This is a genomic window from Roseomonas sp. E05 (genome assembly GCF_030063475.1).
Classification (GTDB): Bacteria; Pseudomonadota; Alphaproteobacteria; order Acetobacterales; family Acetobacteraceae; genus Pseudoroseomonas.
In genome coordinates this window covers 232842-256557 of record NZ_JASIRT010000003.1, presented here as the reverse complement: position 1 = coordinate 256557, position 23716 = coordinate 232842, and the positions used below count along the sequence as shown (strand labels likewise).

Below are 23716 nucleotides of genomic sequence, written 5' to 3'. Positions count from 1 at the left end.
GGGCCGGCTATTGCGCCTGCGCCAGCCAGGCCTGTGCCGCCCGGTCCGCCCCCGAGGGCAGCGCCGCGGCCGGGTCCGCCATCCAGGCCAGCACGTCCTGTGCCACCGAGGCGCGGTTCCTGTCGCGCAGCAGCATGTGGTAGCCCTTCGGGTAGTAGGCGCCGCGCTGTGCGGCGGGGTCGGGCAGCGCCCGCAGCAGGGCGCGCACCGGCCCGGGATCGATGATCCGGTCCTCGGCGCCGTAGAGCACCAGCAGGCGGGACCGGACATGCGGCGCCGCCGCCACCGCCGCGTCCATCAGCCCGACCAGCCCGAACACCGCATCCACCCGCACCTCCTTGTAGGTCAGCGGATCGCGGCCCCAGCCGCGCATCGCCTCCTCGTCGTCGGTGGGGGAGAAGCCGGGGGCGGAGTTGCGGATCTCCAGCAGCGGCACCGTATGCGCGGCGAAGTCGAGCAACCCGCGGCTGAGCCAGGACATGCTGGCCCGCCCCTCCACCGCAGGCGCCACCAGGATGATGCCCTCCACCGGCGGCGGATCGGCCGAGGCGGCGGCGGCCAGCGCCACCGCCCCGCCCATGCTCTCACCCATCAGGTAAAGCGGCAGGCCGGGGTTGCGCTCGCGGATCAGCCGGGCTGCCCGCGTCGCGTCCTGCACCAGCGCCTCCACCCCCGGCCAGACGCCGCGATGCGGCGCCCCGCCGAAGCCTCGCTGGTCATAGGCGTAGAAGGCCACGCCCGCCGCGGTGAAGGCCTGCGAGGCGCGGGCGAAGGCGTTGTTGGCGGTGTCGCCGAAGCCGTGCAGGCCAAGGATGATGGCGCGCGGCGCCCCCTGCGCCGGCCAGGCGCGCAGCGGCAGCGCGGCGCCATCCGGCATGGTGAAGGTCTCCGCCGCCATGCTGGGAGGCATGATCGCGGGACCAGGGCCGATCATGCGCGGCGCGCACCCGGCCAGCAGGACGGTCAGCAGCCCCAGGGAAAGGACAAGGCGCGCGGATCTCATGACGGGCGGCGGCAAGGTGATGGCAGAACGTCCTGCAGGCGGCGGCACAAACGGGCAATGGGCCGGCGGGCGAGTTTAGCCTGCCCCTCCGGCCGGTTGCGAGCGCCGTCACGTTGCGCATGCGGTGGAAAAAGTCCGGGGGAAGGAATTCCCCCGGCCCCCCAGCTTTTTTCTGTTCCTTCAGCGCCGGCCTTCGAAGGCCAGCCGTGCCGCCAGCCCGGCAAAGACCGCGCCCAGCAGGAACTGCGGCGCCCGGCCCAGCCGCCCGCCCGCCAGGGTGCGGCCGATGCGGCCGGCCGCCAGGATCACCGCGCCGTTCACCGCCGCGCCGATGAGGTTGAGCACCGTCGCCAGCACCAGGCTCTGCGCCAGCACCGAGCCCGCCTCCGGGCGCAGGAACTGGGGAAACAGCGCCAGCACGAACAACGCGACCTTGGGGTTGAGCAGGTTGGTCAGCAGGCCCTGCCGGAACATCGCGCCAATCGGCGCGCGGCGCAGGCCGGGCGGCGCGCTGGCCGCCGGCGCCGGGGCGCGGATCGCCTTCCAGGCCAGCCAGAGCAGATAGGCCGCGCCCGCGTAGCGCACCGCGTCATAGGCCAGCGGCACCAGCACGAAGAGTTGCGACAGGCCCAGCGCCGCCGCCAGCGCATGGCCGTAGATGCCCACCTGGATGCCCGCCAGCGTCGCGAAGCCCGCCGCCCGGCCCTGGCTGAGGCTGCGCGAGGCCACCAGCAGCATGTCCGGCCCCGGCGTGATGGCAAGCGCCAGGCAGGCGGCGGCGAACAGCGCGAGGATCGACGGCTCCGGCATGTCTCGGGCTCCTGAAGGCCGCCCAGGTTAGGACAATCGCCGCCCGGACGGAATGCGGCCGGGCGGCGCTTCCCGCCGGGCGCCGGGCAGGCTAGCAGGGCGGCATGAGCGCGCCCCTCCGCCCGATTCCCGTCCAGGACCTGACCGAGGCCCAGGCCGCCGAGGAGCTCGCCGCCCTCGCGCGCGAGATCGCCGCCGCCGACATCGCCTATCACCAGCACGACGCGCCGGAGATCACCGACGCGGACTATGATGCCCTACGCCGCCGCAACGCCGCCATCGAGGCGCGTTTCCCCGCGCTGAAGCGGCCCGACAGCCCGAGCGAGGCCGCCCCCGGCGCCCCCGCCGCCGCCGGCTTCGCCAAGTCCCGCCACCGCACGCCGATGCTGAGCCTGGACAACGCCTTCGCGCCGGAGGATTTCGCCGAGTTCGCGAAGAGCATCCGGCGCTTCCTGAAGCTGCCCGAGGACGAGACGCTGCAATTCGTCGGCGAGCCCAAGATCGACGGGCTCTCGGTCAACCTGCTCTACGAGGACGGGCGCTTCGTGCGCGGCGCCACGCGCGGCGACGGCATGGTGGGCGAGGACATCACCCGCAACCTGGAGACCTTCGACGAGGCCATCCTGCCGCGCCGGCTCCCTGCTCCTCACCCCGCCAGCATCGAGATCCGCGGCGAGGTCTTCATGAGCAAGGCGGACTTTCTTCAGTTCCAGGCCGAGCAGCAGCGCCTGGCCGAGGAGCGCGAGGAGCGCCGCGAGCGCGGTGAGAAGGTGGGCCCCGAGATCCGCATCCCCGCCAACCCGCGCAACGCCGCCGCCGGCTCGCTGCGTCAGCTCGACCCCGCCATCACGGCGAAGCGGCCGCTGCGCCTCTTCGCCTATGCCCAGGGCGAGTCCAGCGAGCCGGTGGCGGAGACCCATTCCGGCTATCTGGAGCGGCTGCGCGGCTGGGGCTTCGCGGTGAACCCGCTCTCCCGGCAACTGCCCGACGAGCACGCCGCCGAGGCCTTCCAGGCGGAGATGGCAGCGCAGCGCGCCGGCCTCGCCTATGACATCGATGGCGTGGTCTACAAGCTGGACCGGCTGGATTGGCAGGCCCGGCTCGGCTTCGTCGGCCGCGCGCCGCGCTGGGCGATCGCCTGGAAGTTCCCGGCCGAGCAGGCCATGACCGTGCTGCTCGACATCCAGATCCAGGTCGGCCGCACCGGCGCGCTGACGCCGCGCGCGGTGATGCAGCCGGTCAATGTCGGCGGCGTCATGGTGCAGCACGCGACGCTGCACAACGAGGACGAGATCGCCCGCAAGGACGTGCGCATCGGCGACACCGTCATCCTCCAGCGCGCCGGCGACGTCATCCCACAGATCGTCGGCATCGTGCCGGAGAAGCGGCCGGCGGACAGCCAGCCCTTCGAATTCCCCACCCGCTGCCCGGCCTGCGGCAGCCATGCCGTGCGCCCCGAAGGCGAGGTGGTGCGGCGCTGCACCGGCGGGCTGGTCTGCCCGGCGCAGACGGTGGAGCGGCTGAAGCATTTCGTCAGCCGCAATGCCATGGATATCGAGGGGCTGGGCGAGGAGAACATCCTCAAGCTGCACGAGGAGGGGCTGGTGAAGAGCCCCGCCGACATCTTCCGCCTGGCGCAGCACACCGAGCGGATGCGGCAGTGGGAGGGCTGGGGCAAGTCGGCCAAGGGCATGGCGACGCGGAAGGTGGCCAACCTGCTCGCCGCCATCGAGGCGCGCCGCCAGGTACCGCTGGAGCGCTTCATCTTCGCCCTCGGCATCCGCCGCATCGGCGAGCAGAACGCCAAGCTGCTGGCGCGGCACTATCATTCCTTCGCCCACTGGCGGGCGCGGATGCTGGCCGCCACCACCATCGGCTCCGAGGCGCGGGAGGAGCTGGGCTCCATCCAGGGCATCGGCCCGGCCATCGCGCAGGAGCTGGTCGAGTTCTTCGCCGAGCCGCGCAACCTCGCCGCGCTGGACGACCTAGCGCGCGAGGTGACGCCGGAGGAGGCCGCCGGCTTCGCGAACGCCGACAGCCCCTTCGCCGGCAAGGTCATGGTCTTCACCGGCACGCTGGAGCAGACCTCGCGCGACGAGGCCGAGGCGGTGGCCGAGCGGCTCGGCGCCAAGGTGACCAAGAGCGTCTCGAAGAAGACCGACTTCGTGGTGGTCGGCGCCGAGGCCGGCTCGAAGGCCAAGAAGGCCGCCGAGCTCGGCATCCGCACCCTCACCGAGGCCGAGTGGCGGGAGATGGCGGGCCTCTGAGCCCGCCAGCCCAGCCCGCGCTCAGGGCCGCGCCTCCAGGATGAGGTTGAACGGCGTCTCGGCGGCGCGGCGGATGCGGGTGAAGCCCGCCTCCTCCAGCACCCCGCGCAGCCGCGCCTCGCCGGCCTGGGCGCCCAGCGCCAGCCCGACCTCCTGCGACAGCGAGGCCGGCGTGCAGATCATCGTCGAGGCCGAATAATACATCCGCCCCACCGGGTTCAGATTGTCGGCCAGCCGGTCACGCGCGAAGGGCTCGACCAGCATGAAGATGCCGTCCGGCGCCAGCGCCTCGCGGATGCGCCGCGCCGCGCCCACCGGGTCGCCCATGTCATGCAGGCAGTCGAAGGCGGTGATCAGGTCGAAGTCCGAGCCGCGGAAAGCCTTGGCCGAGGCGACCTCGAAATGGAGGTTGCCCAGGCCGCTCGCCTCCGCCGCCTTGCGCGCGCGCGTGATCGAGCCGTCATGATAGTCGAAGCCGAAGAACCGGGCGTGGGGGAAGGCGCGCGCCATCAGGATGGTGGAGGCGCCATGGCCGCAGCCGACATCCGCCACCCGGGCGCCCTTCTCCAGCTTCGCGACGGCGCCATCCAGCGCGGGCAGCCATTCCTGCACCAGATGCGCCGTGTAGGAGGTGCGGAAGAAGCGCTCCGTGCCCTGGAACAGGCATTGGCTGTGCTCGTGCCAGCCCACGCCGCCACCGGTGCGGAAGGCCTGCCGCACCTTCGGCTCGTCCATATAGGCCGCGGCGATGATGTCGAAGGCGCCGGCCAGGAAGACCGGACTGTCCTCCTGCGCCAACGCCATGGCCTGCTCGGCGGACATGGAGAAGTGGCCGGACTTCGCATCATAGGTGACGTAGTCCGAGGCGGCCTGCGCTGCGAGCCACTCGCGCACGTAGCGCTCACTGGTGCCTGTGCGGTCGGCCAGTTGCCGCGGCGTGAGCGGACCGTGCCCGGCGAGGGCCTTGTAGAGACCGAGCTTGTCGCCGATCAGCACGAGTGCGCCGCTCATCGCCGCGCTCATGTCATCGACCATCTTGCCCATGAAAGCCTGCAGCCGGCCTTCATCGACGGACATCGCGGTGGACATCTGCGTTCTCCCGTGATTTGGGGCCCGCAGGCGTGCCGTGCATGGCCGGATCGGGGCATGGCCGGACCGGGTCCGCTCAGGCGCGGCTTCCTCCAGGGCTCCTGCTGCCGTGCCAGGGCCGCGCTCCGGAAGTGCGCGTGTCAGATGCGGCAGGCCGATCCTGGCCCGCCCGGCCGGCGCACGGAAAGGCAGCGGCGGAACACGCGCGCAGCTTGCGGCAGCGCGCGCTCCCTTGAGAAGCGAATCCCCTCCCCTCCCGTCATATTGATGCGGAATCGGAACATCGCCGCCTCAGAGCGGCGCGCAGGCCGCCACCAGCCAGTCCCGCACCGCCGGCTCGACCTCGCCGCCCACCTCCTCCAGCACGCGCGCGTGGTAGGCATCCACCCAGGCGCGTTCCGCCGGGCTGAGCAGGCCGGCATCGATCAGCCGCCGCTCATAGGGCGCCAGGGTCAGCGTCTCGAATTCCAGGAAGGGCTTCGTCTGGCCGGGCTGCTCGGCCGCCGGACGGGCCAGCAGCAGGTTCTCGATACGGATGCCATAGGCGCCCGGCTGGTAGTAGCCCGGCTCGTCCGACAGGATCATCCCCGCCCGCACCGGGATCGGCCGCGCCGCCCGGCTGATGCTGACCGGCCCCTCATGCACGGAGAGGAAGCTGCCGACGCCGTGCCCGGTGCCGTGGTCGTAGTCCAGCCCGGCTTGCCAGAGCGGCGCGCGCGCCACCGCGTCGAGATGCGGCCCGGCCACGCCCTGGGGAAAGCGCAGCGTGGCCAGGGCGATATGGCCGCGCAGAACGCGGGTGTAGCGCTCCTCCAGGTCTGGTGGCGGGGTACCGGGGCCGGTCCAGAGGGTGCGGGTGATGTCGGTGGTGCCGTCGGTGTACTGGCCGCCGCTGTCCACCAGGTAGCACTCATTGGCACGGACGGCGCGGTTGGTGGCCTCGGTGGCGCGGTAGTGGACGATGGCGCCGTTCTCCCCGGCGCCGGAAATGGCCGGGAAGCTTTCCGCGCGGAACCGCGGCACCATGCGCCGGAAATCCAGCAGGCGATCGGCGGCGCTCATCTCCGTCAGCCCACCCAGGGGCGCCTCGGCGGCGAACCAGGCCAGGAAGCGCGCCATGGCCACGGCATCCCGCCGGTGGGCGGCGCGGGCGCCCGCCTGCTCCGCCGGGTTCTTGCAGGCGCGCGGCAGGCGGCAGGGGTCCTCGCCCGGCCGCAGCGTGGCGCCGGCCTCCCGCAGCGTGGCGGCGAACCAGGCCGGCGTCGCCTCGGGGTCGAACCGCACGGATTGCCCGGCGAGTCCTGCCAGGATGGTCGGCAGCGCCACCGGCGGATGCACCACCACCGCATTGCCGAGATGCGCCCGGGTGGCCTCCGGCACCTTCGCCGGCTCCATGAACAGGTCCACCGTGGCGTTGGAGTGCAGCAGCGCGAAGCCAAGGGCCAGCGGCGTGTGCTCCAGGTCGGCGCCACGGATGTTCAGCAGCCAGGCCAGCGAATGCGGGTCGGCCAGCACCGCGGTGTCCTCGCCGGCCTGGCGCAGCATGGCAGCCAGCTCGGTGCGCTTCTCGGCGGCGTCGCGGCCGGCGAATTCCGGCGGATGCGGCACCGCCTGGGCGCGTGGCGGCGCCGGGCGATCGTGCCAGATGGTGTCCAGCGGGTTCGCCGCCAGCGGCACCAGCTGCACGCCGGCGGCGGCAAGCCGCTCGATGGCGGCCTGCGGATGCAGCCAGGGATCGTAGCCGATGCTGCGCCCCGCCGCGTGCTCGGCCAGCCATTCCTGCGGCGGCTGCTCGATGATGTGGCGCCGCTCCCAGAGGGCGGGGTCGGTCTGGCTGGCCACCTGGGTTGTGTAGCGGCCGTCGGTGAACACCGCCGCCCGATCCGCCAGCACGATGGCCATGCCCGCGCTGCCGGTGAAGCCGGTGAGCCATGCCAGGCGCTCGGCGCTCGGCGGCACATATTCCCCCAGATACTCGTCGCTGCGGGGGACCAGGAACCCCTCGATGTCCAGGCTGGCGAGTTCCGCGCGGAGGGCCGCGAGGCGTTCGGCGTGTGTCACTTCGGTTAGCATCCCGTTAAAGGCATGTTTCCACAGGTTTCAATGCGCCCCGCGCATGGCTCCGCTTCAATCGCTGCGCTCCTGTTCGCCAGCGTAAAGGACTACATCACGGTCAACGCGCCAGGGACGGGTGGTTGACGGCAAGAGCGGGTCCCACGGACCGCCCCGACGCGACAATGGAACGCTAGACAATGGACGCCCGTATCACCAAGCCGGAGTTCGACTCCGCAATCCCCAGCTGCGCCAGCACGCTGAGCAGCGCCGAAGCGGTCCGCCTGGAGGCGACCCGCCTGCGGGATGAGGCGATCGGCCGCTGGATCCGCAAGGCTGCCAGCTCTCTCTTCCGCGCCGTGGTGGAGTATCCCCGCCGCCGCCGGGTCTATGAGGAGCTGGCCACCCTCTCCGACCGTGAGCTGGCCGATATCGGCCTCAACCGTGGCGACATCTCCCACGTGTTCGAGGACGAGTTCCGCGCCCGCGAGCGCCTGGCCGCCAACGCGCCTGCCAAGGCCCGCCCGGCCAACGCAGCCTGAAAATCCCCGGCCCGGCCTGCAACCCGCCGGCCGGGCCAGGGTTATTCCGACAGACCAAGCGGAGCGGTGCCTCCTCCCCCCCTCCCCCACCGTTCCGCTGCAAGCCGCCCCGCATCTTCCCCCGATGCGGGGCGGTTTCCTTTTGCGGAGAGCGGGGGAAGGCAGCGCCTCAGCCGCCCCGCCGCCGCAGCACCAGCGCCGACCAGGCGCCCTGGTCGATGCGCCGCTCCAGCACCAGCCCGGCGCGGCGATGCGCGGCCAGCACCATGCGCACCTGCGTGCCCAGCAGCCCGGCCAGGATGGCGGTGCCGCCCGGCGCCAGATGATCCGCCAGCGACTTGGCCATGGCGCAGAGCGGCCGCGCCAGGATATTGGCGAAGACCAGATCATAGGTGCCTGAGCGCACGGCGCGGTGGCGCCAGCCATCGGCGAGGCGCGGACGGATCAGGTTGCGCAGCCCGTTCATCCGCGCGTTCTCCTCGGTGATCCGCACGCTCCAGGGCTCGATGTCGGTGGCCAGCACCGGCCGCTTCAGATGCCTGGCCGCCGCCATGGCCAGGATGCCCGAGCCGGTGCCGATATCCAGGATGCGGCGCGGGCGGCGGTGCGCCATGCCCTCGAAGCCGATCAGGCAGCCGCGCGTCGAGCCATGCTCCCCCGAGCCGAAGGCCAGCCCGGCATCCAGCCGCAGCACGATGCGGCCATAGGTATGCGGGTTCGGCAGATGGGTCGGGCGGATCAGCACGCGGGCACCGATCTCCTGCTCCGGGAAGGACTGCAGCGTGCGGGCCAACCAGCCCTCCGCCTCCACCGGCTCGCGCTTCAATTCCGGCGCCTCGATGCCGGAGAGCGCGGCGGCCAGCACCAGCGCCGGCATCAGCTCCTCGTCGCCCACGCCGGTCTCGCGCACGCCTTCCAGCCGCCAGGTGTCGGTGGCCTCGTCGCGGAAATAGCCGACGCTGGGGCAGACGGTCTGCAATGCGGACTCGAAGGCCGGCACCGCCTCCTCCGGCAGGCCGTCGATGCTCAGGGTTTCCAGCGTCTGGGGATGGCGACGGTTCACGGTCAGGCCTTTTCCACGAAAGTGTCGAGCACGCGCTTGCGGCCCGCCTTCTCGAACTCGACGTCGAGCTTGTTCTCGTCGGCGGCCACCACGCGGCCATAGCCGAACTTGCTGTGGAACACCCGCGTGCCGACCGGAATGCCGGCCGCGCGCGCCGGGCGCTCCGCCACCTCCCAGGCGCCGGCCTCGATCACCCGCGGCTTGCGCGCCACCAGCGGGAACTGGTCGGGGAAGGCGGAGGGCTGGCTCATCATCCGCGCCCGCGAGGCGCCGGCACCGCCCTCCACCTCGACCTGATCGGGCGGCAGCTCGTCCAGGAAGCGGCTGGGAATGGCGCTGGTCCAGTTGGCGTAGATGCGCCGGTTGGCGGCATGGCTGATGATGCAGTGCCTGCGCGCCCGGGTGATGCCGACATAGGCAAGGCGCCGTTCTTCCTCCAGGCCCTTCTCGCCGCCCTCGTCCAGCGCGCGCTGGTGGGGGAAGAGCCCCTCCTCCCAGCCCGGCAGGAAGACGGTGTCGAACTCCAGCCCCTTGGCGGCGTGCAGCGTCATCAGGCTGACCCGCTCGCCCTCGGCATTCTCGTCATTTTCCATGACGAGCGCGACATGCTCCAGGAATCCCGCCAGGCTCTCGAACTCGCCGAGCGCGCGCAGCAGCTCCTTCAGGTTCTCCAGCCGCCCCGGCGCCTCGGGCGACTTGTCCTGCTTCCACATCTCCGTGTAGCCGCTCTCGTCGAGCAGCGTGCCGGCGACGACGACATGCCCCTCGCGCGGCAACATCTCGCGCCAACGCGCGAAGCCTTCCAGCAGCTCGCGCAGCGCCTGGCGCGGCTTGGGGCGCAGCGCGCCGGTCTCGATCAGCCGCCAGGCGGCGACGATCAGCGGCTTACCCTCGTTGCGGGCCATGTCGTGCATGGCGCGCAGGGCGGTATCGCCCAGGCCGCGCTTCGGCGTGTTGACGATGCGCTCGAAGGCGAGGTCGTCCGCCGGCTGGTTCAGCACCCGCAGATAGGCCATGGCATCGCGGATCTCGGCGCGCTCGTAGAATTTCTGGCCGCCGATGACGCGATAGGGCAGGCCCAGCGTGATCATCCGCTCCTCGAAGGCGCGGGTCTGGAAGCCTGCGCGCACGAGGATGGCGATCTCGGAGAGGTTGTGCCCGGCCCGCCGCGCCGCCTCGATGCGGCTGCCCACCATGCGCGCCTCCTCCTCCGAATCCCAGAGCGAGACGACGCGCACCTTCTCGCCCTTCGCATCGTTGCGGCCGGGGCGCAGCGTCTTGCCGAGGCGGCCGCTGTTCTTGGCGATCAGCCCCGAGGCGGCGGCGAGAATGGGCGCGGTGGAGCGGTAGTTGGATTCCAGACGCACGATGGTGGCGCCGGGAAAGTCCTTCTCGAAGCGCAGGATGTTCTCGATCTCGGCGCCGCGCCAGGAATAGATCGACTGGTCGTCATCGCCGACGCAGCAGATGTTGCGCTCGGCCGGGTCGGGCCGCTGCGCCAGCAGCCGCAGCCAGAGATACTGCACCAGGTTGGTGTCCTGGTACTCGTCCACCAGGATGTAGCGGAACATGCGGTGGTACTGCGCCAGCACCGCCTCCTGCGTGCGCAGGATCTCCGTCATGTGCAGCAGAAGGTCGCCGAAATCGCAGGCATTCAGCGCCTTCAGCCGCTCCTGATAGGCGGCGTAGAGGGCGCGGGCGCGGTTGTTGGCGTAGTCGGAATCCTCGGCGGGCGTGACACGCGCGGGTGTCAGGCCACGGTCCTTCCAGCGCTGGATCAGCGCCATCATGCCCTGCGGCGGCCAGCGCTTCAGGTCGATGCCGGCGGCGTCCATCACCTGCTTCAGCAGGCGCATCTGGTCGTCGGTGTCGAGGATGGAGAAGTTGCTGGTGAGGCCGACATATTCGGCATGCCGCCGCAGCATCCGCGCGCAGAGGGCGTGGAAGGTGCCGAGCCACAGCCCTTCCGCCGGCTGGCCGAGGATGCCGGCGACGCGCTCGCGCATCTCGCGTGCCGCCTTGTTGGTGAAGGTGACGGCCAGCACCTGGTTGGGATAGGCGCGGCGCGTCATCAGGATATGGGCGAAGCGGGTGGTCAGCACCCGCGTCTTGCCGGTGCCGGCGCCGGCCAGCACCAGCAGCGGCCCGTCCACCGTCTCGACGGCGGCGCGCTGCTCCGGGTTGAGGCGGGCCAGATAGTCCGGCTGGCGGGGGGCGGTCGGAAGGTTCGTCACTGGCAGATCCCCACGGAGCCGGCGGCGCAGCGCTTCTCCCCGTCCACCCAACGGGCGCCGTCCAGCGTGGCGGCGGTGAAATCGGCGCCCGCGATCTCGGCGTCGGTCAGGTCGGCATCGGTCAGATCGGCCCGGAAGAAGCGGGCACGGCGGAGGTCGGCCCGCACCAGCTTGGCCCCGACGAGCTTGGTGCGGGTGAATTCGGCGTTGCGCAGGATGGCGCCGGAGAGGTCGGCGCCGGTCAGGTCGGCGGAGGTGAAGCGCGCCTCCGGCGCCTCAACGCCCACCAGCTTCGCCTGCTGCAGTTTGGTGCGGCCGAAGCTGGCATCGCTCAGCACGGCGCCGGAGAGGTCGACCTGCCGCAGGTCCTGCCCGTCCTGCAGGCAGCGGCGCCAGTTCACCTTGGGGGCTGGCGCCTCGGCGCAGCCTGCCAAGGCAGGGGCGGCCCCCAGCAACGGCAGCAGGAAAAGGGCGAGGAATGGGAGGATTGGCGTGCGCACCCAGCGGATATAGAACGGGAGGCGAACGCGGCCAACCTCCCGCCGCTCCGCCGCGAGGACGCTCCGATTCTCCGCCTTGCCGTCCGCCTGCTCGAATGGTCCGCCCGCCAGGGCAGCGTGCTGCTGGCGGCCGGCATTTTCGCCGGCCTGGCGCTGCCGCCCCTGGCGGCGGCACTGCGCGACGTGGTGACGCCGACCGTCGCCCTGCTGATGACGCTGGTGCTGCTGCGGGTCGATCCGGCGCAGCTGCTGAGCTATCTGCGCCGCCCGGTCATGGTGGCGGCGCTGCTCGCCTGGCTGCTGCTGGCCTGCCCGCTGCTCGCCTATGCGGTGGTGTGGATGGCGGGGCTGGCGCAGGGCGGGTCCGCAGCGCTCGGCGCCGCGCTGGTCATCATGGCGACGGGCTGCGCCGCCACCTCCTCCCCCGCCTTCGCCCGGCTGGTCGGGCTGGATGGCGAAATCGCCCTGGTCGCCGCGCTGCTCTCCACCCTGCTGGTGCCCTTCACCGCGCCGCCCCTGGCGCTCGGCCTGCTGGGGGTGGATCTCTCGCTCTCCATCGGCGCGCTGATGGGGCGGCTGGCCCTGGTGGTCGGGCTGCCGCTGCTGGCCTCGCTGGCGATCCGCCGGCTGGCCGGGCCGGAGCGCCTGCACCGCTGGGGTCCGGCGGTGGACGGCGCCGTGGTGCTCTCGGTGGTGCTCTACGGCTTCGGCGTGATGGACGGGGTGCTGGCGAAGCTGCTGGCCGATCCCGGCTTCGTGCTGGGCGGCATCCTGCTGGCCTTCGCCGGCAGCTTCGCGCTCAACCTGCTGACGGCACTGGCCTTCCTGCCGGCGGGCCAGGGGCTGGCGCTTTCCGCCGGCCTGCTCTCCGGCAACCGCAACATGGCGCTCTACCTGGCGGTGCTGCCGGCGGCGACCGACCCCCGCATTCTGCTCTTCTTCGCGCTCTGCCAGTTCCCGCTCTTCCTCAGCCCCTTCCTGCTCAAGCCGGTCTATGGCCGGCTGCTGCGGGGGCGCTGAGGCGATGGCAGTCAGTTGATGCGTGGCGTCGGCTTCGCGTAGGCCGGCGAGGAGACGTCGAGAGGGTTGCGCACCACCAGCCCCGGCTCGGGGTAGTAGTCCACGAAGAGATTGATCCGGTCGCGCTTGCCGTTGTTGCGCACGGAATGGCGGACGCGGTTGTTGAAGTCGTAGGCGTGCCCCTTCAGCATGGTGAACTTGCGCCCGTCGATCTTGTACTCGACCGAGGGCGTGCTGCTGAGGGAGAGATGGATGCGGTGCGCCTTGGCCGCCATCGGGTGGCCGTCGGTATGCGGCGCGACATGCGCGCCGGCCCGCAGCCGAACCAGCGCCAGCCGGGTGACGACACCGCGGGGCGTCTTCAGCGGCGCGATGACCTGCTCGACGACGGGAGCCAGCACATCCTTGTACTGCAGCCATTCCGGCATGGTGAAGACCGGCCAGAGGTCGGTATCCTCCCGCGCGATCGGCATGTATTTTGCCGGATCAACGCCGCGCTCCTTGGCCCAGACATAGACTAGGTCCTCGAAGTGCTGGATGCCCGTGCTGTTGGCCGAGGGGTGCCACTCGGTCTTCATCAGGATGTTGTCGGCCGCGGCATGCGCACCGGCGGCGAGGATGTCCCGCCGCATGGTGTTGCCGGTCCAGTCTTCCTCAGTGAGCGAATCGACCAGCTTGAGCAGGTCCGCGACCTCGATGGCGCCCAGGTCCTTCAGCGGGACTCCGATATCCATGGCTATTCCTCCGCCGGCGGCGAAGATTTGCGCCCCGGCCGATGTGGAGTCAATCGCGCGCCCGGCGGCGCCTCAGGGCAGCGCGGCCGGCTGTGGGCGGACGCCGAGGATATGCGCAATGGCGTAGGTCAGGTCGGCGCGGTTCAGGGTGTAGAAGTGGAACTCGTCCACGCCATTGGCCTGCAGCAGGCGCACCTGCTCGGCGGCCAGCGCGGCGGCGACCATGCGGCGGGTCTCCGGGTCCTCGTCGAGCCCCTCGAAGAGGCGGCCCATCCAGCCCGGCACGGTGGTGCCGCACATGGCCGAGAACTTGCGCACCTGGTTGAAGTTCGAGACCGGCAGGATGCCCGGAACGATCGGCACGGTGATGCCGGCGGCATGGGCGCGGTCCAGGAAGCGCAGGAACACCTCGGTATCGAAGAAATACTGGGTGATGGCGCGGGTGGCGCCGGCATCGATCTTGCGCTTGAGGTTGTCCAGGTCGGCCCCCGGCGAGCTGGCCGCCGGATGCGTCTCCGGATAGGCGGCGACGGAGATCTCGAAATCGCCGATGCGGCGCAGCCCGGCCACCAGGTCAGCGGCATAGGCATAGCCCTCCGGGTGCGGCAGATAGCTGCCCTCGCCGGCCGGCGCATCGCCGCGCAGGGCGACAATGTGGCGCACCCCGGCCTCCCAGTAGCGGCGGGCGACGTCATCCACCTCGCCGCGGCTGGCGCCGACGCAGGTCAGGTGCGCGGCGGGGGTCAGGCTGGTCTCCCGCACCAGCCGGGCAACCGTGGCATGGGTGCGCTCCTGCGTGGAGCCGCCGGCGCCGTAGGTCACCGAGACGAAGCGCGGCCCCAGTGGCTCCAGCCGGCGCACGCAGGCCCAGAGCTGCTGCTCCAGCGCGTCGGTGCGGGGCGGGAAGAACTCGAAGGAAAGCGCCGGGGGCGGCAGTTCGGTCGGCACCGGCAGGCCAGCCACGCGCGGGCCGGTCAGCCAGCGCTGCAGGGTGCCGGAGGCGGCGCGGTCGGCGAGATGGTTCATGCTCTCTCCCATAGCCTACCCGCCGGGCGATTTGAACCGCCGCAGAAAAGTGAAGCCAGGCCCACCGTTAAAATCCCTGGCAGCACCTGCCGGTACTACCATCAGGTATTCCTAACATTCATCCCAGAATGTATGTAGTCCTTGCCATCCTCCAGGCAGCGTTGTCCAGGAATCCCCCATCCAATGCCCTTCCTCCGCCGCCCGACCCTGCTGCTGCTCGGCCTGCTCGCCCTCTCCGCCTGCGCCACTCGCCCCCCCGCCAGCGAGCCGGAGGCTCTGGCGGAGTATGAGCAGGCCAACGACCCGCTGGAGCCGTTCAACCGCACCATGTACACGGTGCACAATGGCCTCGACACGGTGCTGCTGCGGCCGGCGGCCGAGTTCTACCGCTTCTTCCTGCCGCAGCCGGTGCGCACCGGCGTGCGCAATGCGCTGGGCAACCTGCGCAGCCCGGTGATCCTCATAAATGACGTGCTGCAGGGCGAGACCCGGCGCAGCGCCACCACCCTCGCCCGCTTCCTGATGAACAGCACCTTCGGCATCGGTGGCGTGTTCGACGTGGCGAAGGAGGTCGGGCTGCCCGGCCATTCCGAGGATTTCGGGCAGACGCTGGCGGTCTGGGGACTGGACGAAGGGCCGTTCCTCTTCGTGCCGCTGCTTGGGCCGAGCAACCCGCGTGACCTTGCCGGGTTTGGAGTGGACGTGGCCGCTGACCCGGTGGGCTGGGCCATCAGAGAGGGCGACAGCACAGCGGAGGCGCTGGGCTGGACCCGCTACGGCCTGACCGTGGTGGACACGCGCGAAGGGCTGATCGAGGCGCTCGATTCCATCAACGAAACCAGCCTGGACCCCTATGCCACGCTGCGCAGCGCCTATCGCCAGCGCCGGCGGAACGACGTCCGCAACGGCCGCCCCACCGGGGAGGCGCCTGCGGCGACCCTCGGCACCGGCCTGGATGTCACCGAACCCGCCGGTCCGGCCCGTTGAATACAGGCGCGACGCCGCGCCGCCCGAAACGAGAATGAGACGGAACAGGATGAATCGCCGTTCGCTGCTGGCCGTCGCGCTGGCAACCCCCACTGCCCTGCCGCTGCTGGCGGCCTCCCCCGCCCGGGCGGAGATGGACATCAATCAGGCTGCCTCCTTCATCGACTCCACCGGCCAGGAGCTGGTGGCGGCGCTGAACAGCAACCAGCCGATCGCCGCCCGGCGGCAACGGGTGGCGCAGATCCTGCGCAACGCCGTGGACGTGGGGGGTGTCGGCCGCTTCATCCTCGGCCGCTGGTGGCGCGTCGCCACGCCGGCGGAGCAGCAGGAATACATGAAGCTGTTCGAGGAGACGCTGATCCGCAACCTCTCGGCCCGCTTCGGCGAGTACCAGGGGGTGCGCTTCAGCCTCGGCCGCGCACAGCAGCGCACCGAGGACGACGTGCTGGTGAACACCATCATCGAGCGCCCGAACACCGCCCCCTTCAGCCTGGACTGGCGGGTCAGCGATGTGGGCGGCCGGCCGCAGGTGGTGGACGTGATCGCCGAGGGCACCTCGCTGCGGCTGACCCAGCGCAGCGAGTACTCCTCTGTGGTCAGCCGCAATGGCGGCCAGGTGAGCGCCCTGCTCGACGCGATGCGCCGGCAGATCGCCGCGCTGGCGGCCCGCGAAGGCCGCTGAGCAGCGCCTCCTGACGCCCCGGCCCGGTCGCCACAGGGCCGGGAGGACTGCCCGGGCCGGGGCGGCCCCGCGCCGCCCTGGCATTCTTGTGCCGGCGCCTGCCGCGCCGTTGCGCATTTCCCCTTTGCCTGCCCTGCCGGCAGGCAGGCTTTCCCTGTCCCTGATCGCGGGCCTGCCGCCAAACCTGTCGATGAAGGGAAGCCTGGGGGAGATGAACTCCCCCAAACCCCCTCCTTCCTTTTGTCAGTTTTCCGGTCACGCCCGTGGCGATGCCCGCCCCTGATCCCCTGCCGGTCACAGCCGCCGGGACTGCTTCAGTCCCGGCGTGAGCGCGCGCCGCCCGCGCGACCGAACTGACAGAAAAGAAGAAGAGGGGGTGCGGGGGGAGAATTCATTCTCCCTCGGGTCCGCCCTTTGTCGAGTTCGAGGAGAGCCCCCCTTCGCCACGCCCCGCCAAAAGTGGTGCGCTCCTTGCATGAGACCTTCCTGCATCGCAACAGGATGAGGCGAGACGCTTGCAACCGGATGTCGAGCTGATCGGGGTGACCAAGCGCTACGGCGGCGCCGTGGCAGTGGATGACATCTCCCTGGCCATTCCACCGGGCAGCTATTGCTGCCTGCTCGGCCCCTCGGGCTGCGGCAAGACCAGCACGCTGCGCATGATCGCCGGGCATGAGGGCATCACCGAGGGCGACATCCTGCTCGGCGGCCGCAACGTGACCGACCTGCCGCCCGCCGCCCGCGGCACGGCCATGATGTTCCAGTCCTACGCCCTCTTCCCGCACCTGACGGCGCTGGAGAACGTCGCCTTCGGGCTGCGCATGCGCGGCGTGGCCAAGGCCGAGCGGCTGGGCCGGGCCACCGAGTTCCTGCGCCTGGTGCAGCTGGAGAGAATGGCAGACCGGCTGCCGGCGCAGCTCTCGGGCGGCCAGCAGCAGCGCGTGGCGCTGGCCCGTGCGCTGATCACCCATCCCAAGGTGCTGCTGCTCGACGAGCCGCTCTCCGCCCTCGACCCCTTCCTGCGCGGCCAGATGCGCGAGGAGTTGAAGCGGCTCCAGCGGGAACTGGGCATCACCTTCATCCACGTCACCCACGGACAGGAGGAGGCGATGGCCCTCTCCGACATCGCCGTGGTGATGGACCATGGCCGCATCGCCCAGGCCGCGCCGCCGCGCGAGATCTTCGAGCGGCCGGCCAGCGCCTTCGTCGCCCGTTTCATCGGCGGGCACAACGTGCTGGACCTGCCCGGGGGCCGCTTCGCCATCCGCACCGACCGCACCCGCCTTGCCCCCCGGCCGGGCGGCCCGGTGCTGCCCGGCCATGTCACCGCCGTCGAGTACCAGGGCGCCGCCGTGCGCGTGGTGGTCCGCGGCGAGGGCGGCCAGGCCGCCGAGGCGCTGCTGCCGGATGCCGTTTTCCACGCCGCGCCGGTGGAGCCCGGCGCGGCGGTGACCCTGGGCTGGGATGCCGAGGCGGCACATCCCCTGCCCGCGACCGCGACTGCCTGACAGGAGAAGCGTAAGGATGACCGAGACGAAGACATCCCTCACCCGCCGCGGCGCGCTGGCGCTGGCGGGTGCCGCGCTGGGCAGCGGGGCCGTGACCGGCTTCCCGACCCTCTGGGCGCAGAACATCAAGGACGTGACGCTGCGGCAGATCGGCACCGGCGTCTCCGGCCTGAACCCGATCGCCGAGCAGGTGAAGAAGGATCTCGGCTTCAACCTGCAGCTCACGGTGACCGATACGGACGCGGTGGCGCAGCGCGCCGCCACCCAGGCGCGCAGCTTCGACATCGCCGATATCGAGTATTTCTCGATCAAGAAGGTCTATCCGACCGGCGCGGTGCAGCCGATCGACACCAAGAAGATCAAGCTGATCGACAAGATCGTGCCGATCTTCACCACCGGCCGCCTGACGCCGGACAGCCCGATGGGCCAGGGCACCTCGCCCTTCTCGGTCGGCTTCGTGGAAAGCCCGGCCGCCAAGAGCTTCGCCGGCAGGCGCACCGAGCTGATGACGCTGCTGCCGACCATCTACAATGCCGATACGCTCGGCATCCGCCCCGACCTGGTGGGCCGCCCGATCACCAACTGGAAGGACCTGATCGACCCGGCCTTCAAGGGCAAGGCGAGCATCCTGAACATCCCGGGCATCGGCATCATGGATGCGGCGATGGTCTGCGAGAGCGCGGGCATCGCCAAGTACGGCGACAAGGGCAACATGACCCAGGCCGAGATCGACAAGACGATCAACTTCCTGATCGAGCAGAAGCGCGCCGGGCAGTTCCGCGCCTTCTGGAAGAGTTTCGACGAGAGCGTGAACCTGATGGCCTCGGGCGAGGTGATCATCCAGTCCATGTGGTCGCCGGCGGTGGCGGCGGTGCGCTCGCGCGGCATTCCCTGCACCTATCAGCCACTGGCGGAGGGCTACCGCGCCTGGGGCTCCGGCCTCGGCATCATGCGCCACGTCTCCGGCCTGCAGCTCGACGCGGCCTATGAGTACCTGAACTGGTATCTCTCCGGCTGGGCCGGCGCCTTCCTCAACCGCCAGGGCTACTACTCGGCCGTGCTGGAGACGGCGAAGCAGAACATGAGCGAGAACGAGTGGGGCTACTGGATGGAGGGCAAGCCGGCCACGGCCGACATCCTCTCCCCCGAGGGCAAGGTGATGGAGAAGGCCGGCGCGGTGCGCGATGGCGGTTCCTTCATGGAGCGCATGGGCAAGGTGGTCTGCTGGAACTCGGTGATGGACGAGGACCGCTACATGGTGCGGCGCTGGAATGAGTTCATCGCGGCCTGACCTGATGGCGGGGTCCGGGGTGACACGGTCACCCCGGCGGAGGGGTCCAGGGGAGGCGGCGCCTCCCCTGGCCTCGGCTGGAGTTCTTGCGCGAATGCCCCGTCTTTTCCCCTGGCTGCAGACCGCGCCTTTGCTGGCCGTTCTGCTGGTCTTCCTGGTCGTTCCCCTGGCCATGCTGGTGGTCGTCAGCTTCTACGACTATGACAGCTTCAGCCTGATCCCTGATTTCGTGCTGACCAACTATCAGGAGGTCTTCACCTCCGCGGTCACCTGGCGCACCTATCTCAAGACCCTCTGGTTCGCCGGCCTGACCTGGCTGGTGACGCTCGGCCTCGGCTTCTGGCTGGCCTATTTCCTGGCTTTCGTGGTGCGGAGCCCGGCCTGGCGGATGGTGCTCTTCGTGCTCACCACCGTCCCCTTCTGGACCTCCAACCTGATCCGCATGATCGCCTGGGTGCCTTTCCTGGGCCGCAACGGCATCCTGAACAACGGCCTGCTGGCGGTCGGCGCCATCGACCGGCCGCTGGAATTCCTGCTCTTCTCCGATTTCGCGGTGATCCTGGCCTTCGTCCATCTCTACACGCTGTTCATGGTGGTGCCGATCTTCAACACGATGATGCGCATCGACCGCCGGCTGCTGGAGGCGGCGCGCGATGCGGGTGCGGGCTTCTGGCAGGCGCTGTGGTGCGTCATCCTGCCGCTGAGCAAGCCGGGCATCGGCATCGGCAGCATCTTCGTCGTGGTGCTTGTCATGGGCGACTTCGCCACGGTGCGGCTGATGAGCGGCGGGCAGAGCGCCTCGGTCGGGCTGATGATCAGCAACCAGATCGGGCTGATGCAGTATCCGGCGGCGGCGGCAAATGCCGTGGTGCTGCTGGCCATGGTGCTGCTGCTGGTCTCGGCCATGCTGCGCGCCATCGACATCCGCAAGGAGCTCTGAGACGATGCCCGGTCGCGCGGCGCGCATCCTGCTGGGCGGGCTCTTCGGCCTGTTCCTGCTGTTCCTCTACGGCCCGACCATCACCATCGGCATCCTCTCCTTCCAGGGGCCGGATGGCGGGCTGACCTTCCCGATGAACGGCGCCTCGCTGCACTGGTTCGCCCAGCTCTTCCAGCCGCAGGCGGTAGGCGACCTCGGCGCGGCGATGCGGCGCACGCTGGCCCTGGCGGCAATGGTGACAGCGAGCACGGTGGTCATCTCGCTGCTGGCGGGCATGGCCTTCCGGCGCCGCTTCCGCGGCAGCGGGGCGGTGTTCTACCTGACCATCGCCAGCCTGATCGTGCCCTCCATCCTGGTCAGCCTGGGCATCGGCCTGCTGTTCAACCAGATGGAATGGGAGCCGGCCTGGTACAGCTCGGCCTTCGGGGCGCAGCTCACCTGGACCCTGCCCTTCGGCCTGCTGATCATGTTCGCCGTGTTCAACCGCTTCGACCGGAGCTGGGAAGAGGCGGCGCGCGACATGGGCGCGACGCCCTGGCAGAGCTTCCGGCACGTGGTGCTACCGATCATCGCGCCGAGCGTCGTCGGCATCGCGCTGTTCGGCTTCACCCTCTCCTTCGACGAGTTCGCCCGCACGCTGCTCACCGCCGGCAGCGGCAACACCCTGCCGCTGGAAATCCTCGGCATGACCACGACGGTGACGACGCCCGTGCTCTACGCGCTCGGCACCGTCTCCACCGCGGTCTCCTTCCTGGTGATCGGGGGCGCCATCCTCGGCGTGCGGCTGCTGGGGCGGCGGCGCGGGGCCGCACCCGAGGCCAGGGGCTCCGCCCCTGGAACCCCGCCGGGGGGATAGTATCCCCCCGGGCCCCGCCTTCCGTCGGCGCTCAGAACACCAGCCGCAGCGCGGCCAGGCCGAGAAGCGGTCGCTCGGCATTCGCCGCCGGCTCCGCGACGCCCGCCGAGACATAGGCGTTCAGCGACACCGCCGCAGGGCCAAGGCGCCCCAGGTCAAGCCGGCCATTCAGCACCAGTTGGGGGCGGGCGTCGAAGACCGACGCCACCATCTGGGAAAGCGGCAGGCTGCTGGCCAGGGAGAATTGCCGGCCCTGCGCCGGCGCGGTCAGGTTGGCGACCACGTAGGACTCCTTCTGCGCATAGGGCACAGCTCCGCCGAGGGCCGCGCGCAGCGTGAACATGTCCTTACCCTGCGCCTGCGCCGAGGGCGCCACCGCCCAACTCCCAAGAAGGGCCAGCACGGCAATCAGGAGACGGGGGCGCATCATCAGGCGGAACTCCTGTTAAGCCTTGCTTTCCGCCGACCTGCTTAGGCCACATCTTCGCCACATTTCAACCGCAATTATGGCATTTTTGCCTTATTTTAACCGCATTGCCTCGCGCAAAAGGCGGTGCACCCCCAAAGAAAGCCCAAATCTGAACAGCAAATTAACGCCCCTTCCTGCCATGCCATGAAGATGCTGCAGCGCATCAAATTGTGGCAAATGGTGGCCACTTCGCCACAATCATCCACAGCGCCGGCGCAGGCCGCCGGCGCCGGATCGGGCATGGCGAGGGCGCCTTCTGGCACGCCGAGGCGCCCCTCCGCGAAGCGCAGAGCAGGTCAGCCGTCGGAGGACAATGGGGAGAGGAGAAGCGCGCCGACGGAGGTCGCCGGCGCTGGCGCGCTCAGGACGCGCTGCGGGCGGGCGCCTGCTGGGCCGGCGGCGCCGGCGGCCGCAAACTTTCGAAGACCAGCATCCGGTGGCCCTGGTGCTGGAAGGTGTCGCTGGGCTGCAGGCCGAGGTCGCCGAGCACGGCGCGCGAGGCGAGGTTGCTCTCCCGCGCCACGGCGATGATGCGCGCCAGCCCGGCAGCATGCCCGAAGGCCAGCGCGGCGCGCGCCGCCTCCCGCGCATAGCCCTTGCCGCGCACCTGCGGCCAGAGCGCGAAGCGCAGCGCCACGCCGCGCCCGTCCGGACGCTCCATCAGCCCGACGATGCCGAGGAAGCGGTCATCCTCGGTGAGATGCACCGCCCAGGTGCCATAGCCCCGCACCTGCCAGAAGGCGATGTCGTCGCGCAGTTCCTCCTCGGCGCGCTCCGGCGTGCGCAGGCCGTGCAGCATCAGTCCGAAGGCGGCCTCGTCCCCCTTCAGGGCGACGAGGTCGGCGAGATGCCCGGGGCCGACGGGGCGCAGCGTCAGCCGCGACGTGCGCACCGTGTGCGGGGATTCCGCCCGCGCGAGGCCGTCCATGACGTTACCGGGTGAGCGGCCGGTACTTGATCCGGTGCGGCTGGTCCGCCGCCGCGCCGAGGCGTCGGCGTCGGTCGGCCTCATAGGCCTGGTAGTTGCCCTCGAACCACTCGACGTGGCTGTCGCCCTCGAAGGACATGATGTGCGTCGCCAGGCGGTCGAGGAACCAGCGGTCGTGCGAGATGATCACGGCGCAGCCGGCGAAGTCGGTCAGCGCCTCTTCCAGGGCGCGGAGCGTGTCCACGTCGAGGTCGTTGGTCGGCTCGTCGAGCAGGATGACGTTGTGCGGCTTGCGCAGCATCTTGGCGAGGTGCACGCGGTTGCGCTCGCCGCCCGAGAGCACGCCGACCGGCTTCTGCTGGTCCGAGCCCTTGAAGTTGAAGGCGGCGGCATAGGCGCGCGAGGGCACGGCGCGCTTGCCCATCATGATCAGGTCCTCGCCGTCCGAGATCTCCTGCCAGACGGTGCGCTTGTCATCCAGCGTGTCGCGCGACTGGTCGACATAGCCGAGATCGACGGTGTCGCCGACTTTCAGCGTGCCGCCGTCGGGCTTCTCCTTCCCGGTGATCATCTTGAACAGCGTGGACTTGCCGGCGCCGTTCGGGCCGATCACGCCGACAATGCCGCCCGGCGGCAGCTTGAAGGAGAGGTCGTCGATCAGCAGGTTGTTGCCGAAGCCCTTGCGCAGGTTCTCGGCCTCGATGACCAGGTTGCCCAGGCGCGGCGCGGGCGGGATCTGGATCTCGGTCGGGTCCGGGGCGCGCTCCTGGCTGCGGGCCAGCAGCTCCTCATAGGCCTGGATACGGGCCTTGCTCTTGGCCTGGCGCGCGGCGGGGGAGCGGCCGATCCACTCCTGCTCCTCGGCCAGCTGCCGCTGACGGGTGCTCTCCTCCTTCTCCTCCTGGGCCAGGCGCTTGCGCTTGGCGGCGAGGTAGGCGGAGTAGTTGCCCTCGTAGGGGATGCCGCGGCCGCGATCGACCTCCAGGATCCAGTTGGTGACGTTGTCCAGGAAGTAGCGGTCGTGGGTGACGATCAGCACCGCGCCCTGGTAGTCGCGCAGCGTCTTCTCCAGCCAGGAGACGCTCTCGGCGTCCAGGTGGTTGGTCGGCTCGTCGAGCAGCAGCAGGTCGGGCTTCTCCAGCAGCAGCTTGCACAGCGCCACGCGGCGCCGCTCGCCGCCGGAGAGATGCGTCACCGCGCTCTCGGCCGGCGGGCAGCGCAGCGCGTCGAGCGCGATGTCGACGGTGCGGTCCAGGTCCCAGCCATTGGCGGCGTCGATGCGCTCCTGTAGCTCGGCCTGCTCGGCGAGCAGGGTGTTCATCTCGTCCTCGCCCATCTCCTCGGCGAACTTCATCGAGATCTCGTTGAAGCGCTCGAGGTCGGCGGTGAGCGTGCCGAAGGCGTCGCGGACGTTCTCGCCCACGGTCTTGGTCGGGTCGAGCTGGGGTTCCTGCGACAGGTGGCCGATCTTGACGCCCTCGGCGGCCCAGGCCTCGCCGCCGAACTCCTTGTCCTGCCCGGCCATGATGCGCATCAGCGTGGACTTGCCGGCGCCGTTCGGGCCGAGCACGCCGATCTTGGCCGTGGGCAGGAAGGAGAGAGTAATGCCTTTGAAGATCTCTCGCCCGCCCGGGTAGGACTTGGTGAGATCCTTCATCACATAGACGTACTGGTAAGCGGCCATGACTACACGTATCCCGGGGCAGAGGTTCGGC

General features: G+C 70.4%; 21 protein-coding genes. 9 read left to right on the top strand and 12 right to left on the bottom strand.

The window, feature by feature from the left end; all coding sequences use genetic code 11:
• Positions 1-7: 7 nt before the first annotated feature.
• Together QMO56_RS05440 and QMO56_RS05435 are read right to left on the bottom strand one after the other, a co-directional pair.
• Positions 8-1003 carry an alpha/beta fold hydrolase gene (locus QMO56_RS05440; protein ID WP_283524020.1) on the bottom strand — a complete coding sequence of 332 codons (996 nt, stop codon included), beginning with the start codon at positions 1001-1003 and terminating at the stop codon, positions 8-10.
• A gap of 180 nt (positions 1004-1183) precedes the next feature.
• Entirely contained in the window at positions 1184-1813 is a 630-nt protein-coding gene (locus QMO56_RS05435; protein ID WP_283524019.1) for a LysE family translocator, read from the bottom strand.
• A gap of 104 nt (positions 1814-1917) precedes the next feature.
• On the opposite strand from QMO56_RS05435, the gene ligA reads away from it, so the two are divergent.
• Entirely contained in the window at positions 1918-4080 is a 2163-nt protein-coding gene (gene ligA, locus QMO56_RS05430; protein ID WP_283524018.1) for an NAD-dependent DNA ligase LigA, read from the top strand.
• Between the two features lie 21 nt (positions 4081-4101).
• Here the strand turns inward: ligA and QMO56_RS05425 are convergent, their stop codons facing one another.
• Both QMO56_RS05425 and QMO56_RS05420 read right to left on the bottom strand, forming a co-directional pair.
• A complete protein-coding gene (locus tag QMO56_RS05425; RefSeq protein ID WP_283524017.1) occupies positions 4102-5169 on the bottom strand; it encodes a class I SAM-dependent methyltransferase in 1068 nt (355 codons plus the stop codon).
• Between the two features lie 291 nt (positions 5170-5460).
• Positions 5461-7242 carry an aminopeptidase P family protein gene (locus tag QMO56_RS05420; RefSeq protein ID WP_283524016.1) on the bottom strand — a complete coding sequence of 594 codons (1782 nt, stop codon included), beginning with the start codon at positions 7240-7242 and terminating at the stop codon, positions 5461-5463.
• 179 nt (positions 7243-7421) lie between these two features.
• Here QMO56_RS05420 and QMO56_RS05415 point away from each other — a divergent pair, with 179 nt between their 5' ends.
• Positions 7422-7763, top strand: a complete 342-nt coding sequence (locus QMO56_RS05415; RefSeq protein ID WP_283524015.1) for a DUF1127 domain-containing protein — start codon at positions 7422-7424, stop codon at positions 7761-7763.
• A gap of 169 nt (positions 7764-7932) precedes the next feature.
• On the opposite strand, the gene QMO56_RS05410 is transcribed toward QMO56_RS05415, so the two are convergent.
• Genes QMO56_RS05410 through QMO56_RS05400 form a run of 3 tightly spaced genes read right to left on the bottom strand, consistent with a single transcriptional unit; the run spans position 7933 to position 11461 of the window.
• Positions 7933-8826, bottom strand: coding sequence for a 50S ribosomal protein L11 methyltransferase (locus tag QMO56_RS05410; RefSeq protein ID WP_408906507.1), 894 nt, complete (start codon positions 8824-8826; stop codon positions 7933-7935).
• A 2-nt stretch (positions 8827-8828) separates the two neighbouring features.
• Complete coding sequence (locus QMO56_RS05405) at positions 8829-11060, bottom strand: ATP-dependent helicase (RefSeq protein ID WP_283524014.1); 2232 nt, start codon at positions 11058-11060, stop codon at positions 8829-8831.
• Positions 11057-11461 (bottom strand): pentapeptide repeat-containing protein, encoded by a 405-nt coding sequence (locus QMO56_RS05400; RefSeq protein ID WP_283524013.1) that lies wholly within the window; start codon positions 11459-11461, stop codon positions 11057-11059. The genes QMO56_RS05405 and QMO56_RS05400 overlap by 4 nt, the downstream gene beginning before the upstream one ends.
• Before the next feature lie 216 nt (positions 11462-11677).
• On the opposite strand from QMO56_RS05400, the gene QMO56_RS05395 reads away from it, so the two are divergent.
• Positions 11678-12580 (top strand): hypothetical protein, encoded by a 903-nt coding sequence (locus tag QMO56_RS05395; RefSeq protein ID WP_283524012.1) that lies wholly within the window; start codon positions 11678-11680, stop codon positions 12578-12580.
• 11 nt (positions 12581-12591) lie between these two features.
• Here the strand turns inward: QMO56_RS05395 and QMO56_RS05390 are convergent, their stop codons facing one another.
• Both QMO56_RS05390 and metF read right to left on the bottom strand, forming a co-directional pair.
• A complete protein-coding gene (locus QMO56_RS05390; RefSeq protein WP_283524011.1) occupies positions 12592-13314 on the bottom strand; it encodes an aspartyl/asparaginyl beta-hydroxylase domain-containing protein in 723 nt (240 codons plus the stop codon).
• Between the two features lie 72 nt (positions 13315-13386).
• On the bottom strand, positions 13387-14340 hold the full coding sequence (metF, locus tag QMO56_RS05385) for a methylenetetrahydrofolate reductase [NAD(P)H] (RefSeq protein ID WP_283524010.1): 954 nt from the start codon (positions 14338-14340) through the stop codon (positions 13387-13389).
• 183 nt (positions 14341-14523) lie between these two features.
• Between metF and QMO56_RS05380 the strand changes: the two genes are divergently transcribed.
• The 6 genes from QMO56_RS05380 to QMO56_RS05355 all read left to right on the top strand — a co-directional run bounded on the left by QMO56_RS05380 (position 14524) and on the right by QMO56_RS05355 (position 20604).
• Positions 14524-15327 carry a VacJ family lipoprotein gene (locus tag QMO56_RS05380; protein ID WP_283524009.1) on the top strand — a complete coding sequence of 268 codons (804 nt, stop codon included), beginning with the start codon at positions 14524-14526 and terminating at the stop codon, positions 15325-15327.
• Between the two features lie 49 nt (positions 15328-15376).
• Positions 15377-16009: a phospholipid-binding protein MlaC gene (locus QMO56_RS05375; RefSeq protein WP_283524008.1), complete on the top strand. Its 633-nt coding sequence runs from the start codon at positions 15377-15379 to the stop codon at positions 16007-16009.
• Positions 16010-16524: 515 nt separating this feature from the next.
• Positions 16525-17517 carry an ABC transporter ATP-binding protein gene (locus QMO56_RS05370; RefSeq protein WP_283524007.1) on the top strand — a complete coding sequence of 331 codons (993 nt, stop codon included), beginning with the start codon at positions 16525-16527 and terminating at the stop codon, positions 17515-17517.
• Positions 17518-17533: 16 nt separating this feature from the next.
• Positions 17534-18808 carry a PotD/PotF family extracellular solute-binding protein gene (locus QMO56_RS05365; protein ID WP_283524006.1) on the top strand — a complete coding sequence of 425 codons (1275 nt, stop codon included), beginning with the start codon at positions 17534-17536 and terminating at the stop codon, positions 18806-18808.
• Positions 18809-18902: 94 nt separating this feature from the next.
• On the top strand, positions 18903-19748 hold the full coding sequence (locus tag QMO56_RS05360) for an ABC transporter permease (protein WP_283524005.1): 846 nt from the start codon (positions 18903-18905) through the stop codon (positions 19746-19748).
• A gap of 4 nt (positions 19749-19752) precedes the next feature.
• On the top strand, positions 19753-20604 hold the full coding sequence (locus tag QMO56_RS05355) for an ABC transporter permease (protein WP_283524004.1): 852 nt from the start codon (positions 19753-19755) through the stop codon (positions 20602-20604).
• Positions 20605-20635: 31 nt separating this feature from the next.
• Here QMO56_RS05355 and QMO56_RS05350 read toward each other — a convergent pair whose 3' ends face one another.
• The 3 genes from QMO56_RS05350 to ettA all read right to left on the bottom strand — a co-directional run bounded on the left by QMO56_RS05350 (position 20636) and on the right by ettA (position 23685).
• Complete coding sequence (locus QMO56_RS05350) at positions 20636-21034, bottom strand: hypothetical protein (protein WP_283524003.1); 399 nt, start codon at positions 21032-21034, stop codon at positions 20636-20638.
• A 400-nt stretch (positions 21035-21434) separates the two neighbouring features.
• Positions 21435-22001 (bottom strand): GNAT family N-acetyltransferase, encoded by a 567-nt coding sequence (locus QMO56_RS05345; RefSeq protein WP_283524002.1) that lies wholly within the window; start codon positions 21999-22001, stop codon positions 21435-21437.
• Positions 22002-22005: 4 nt separating this feature from the next.
• On the bottom strand, positions 22006-23685 hold the full coding sequence (ettA, locus tag QMO56_RS05340) for an energy-dependent translational throttle protein EttA (RefSeq protein WP_283524001.1): 1680 nt from the start codon (positions 23683-23685) through the stop codon (positions 22006-22008).
• Positions 23686-23716 lie beyond the last annotated feature (31 nt).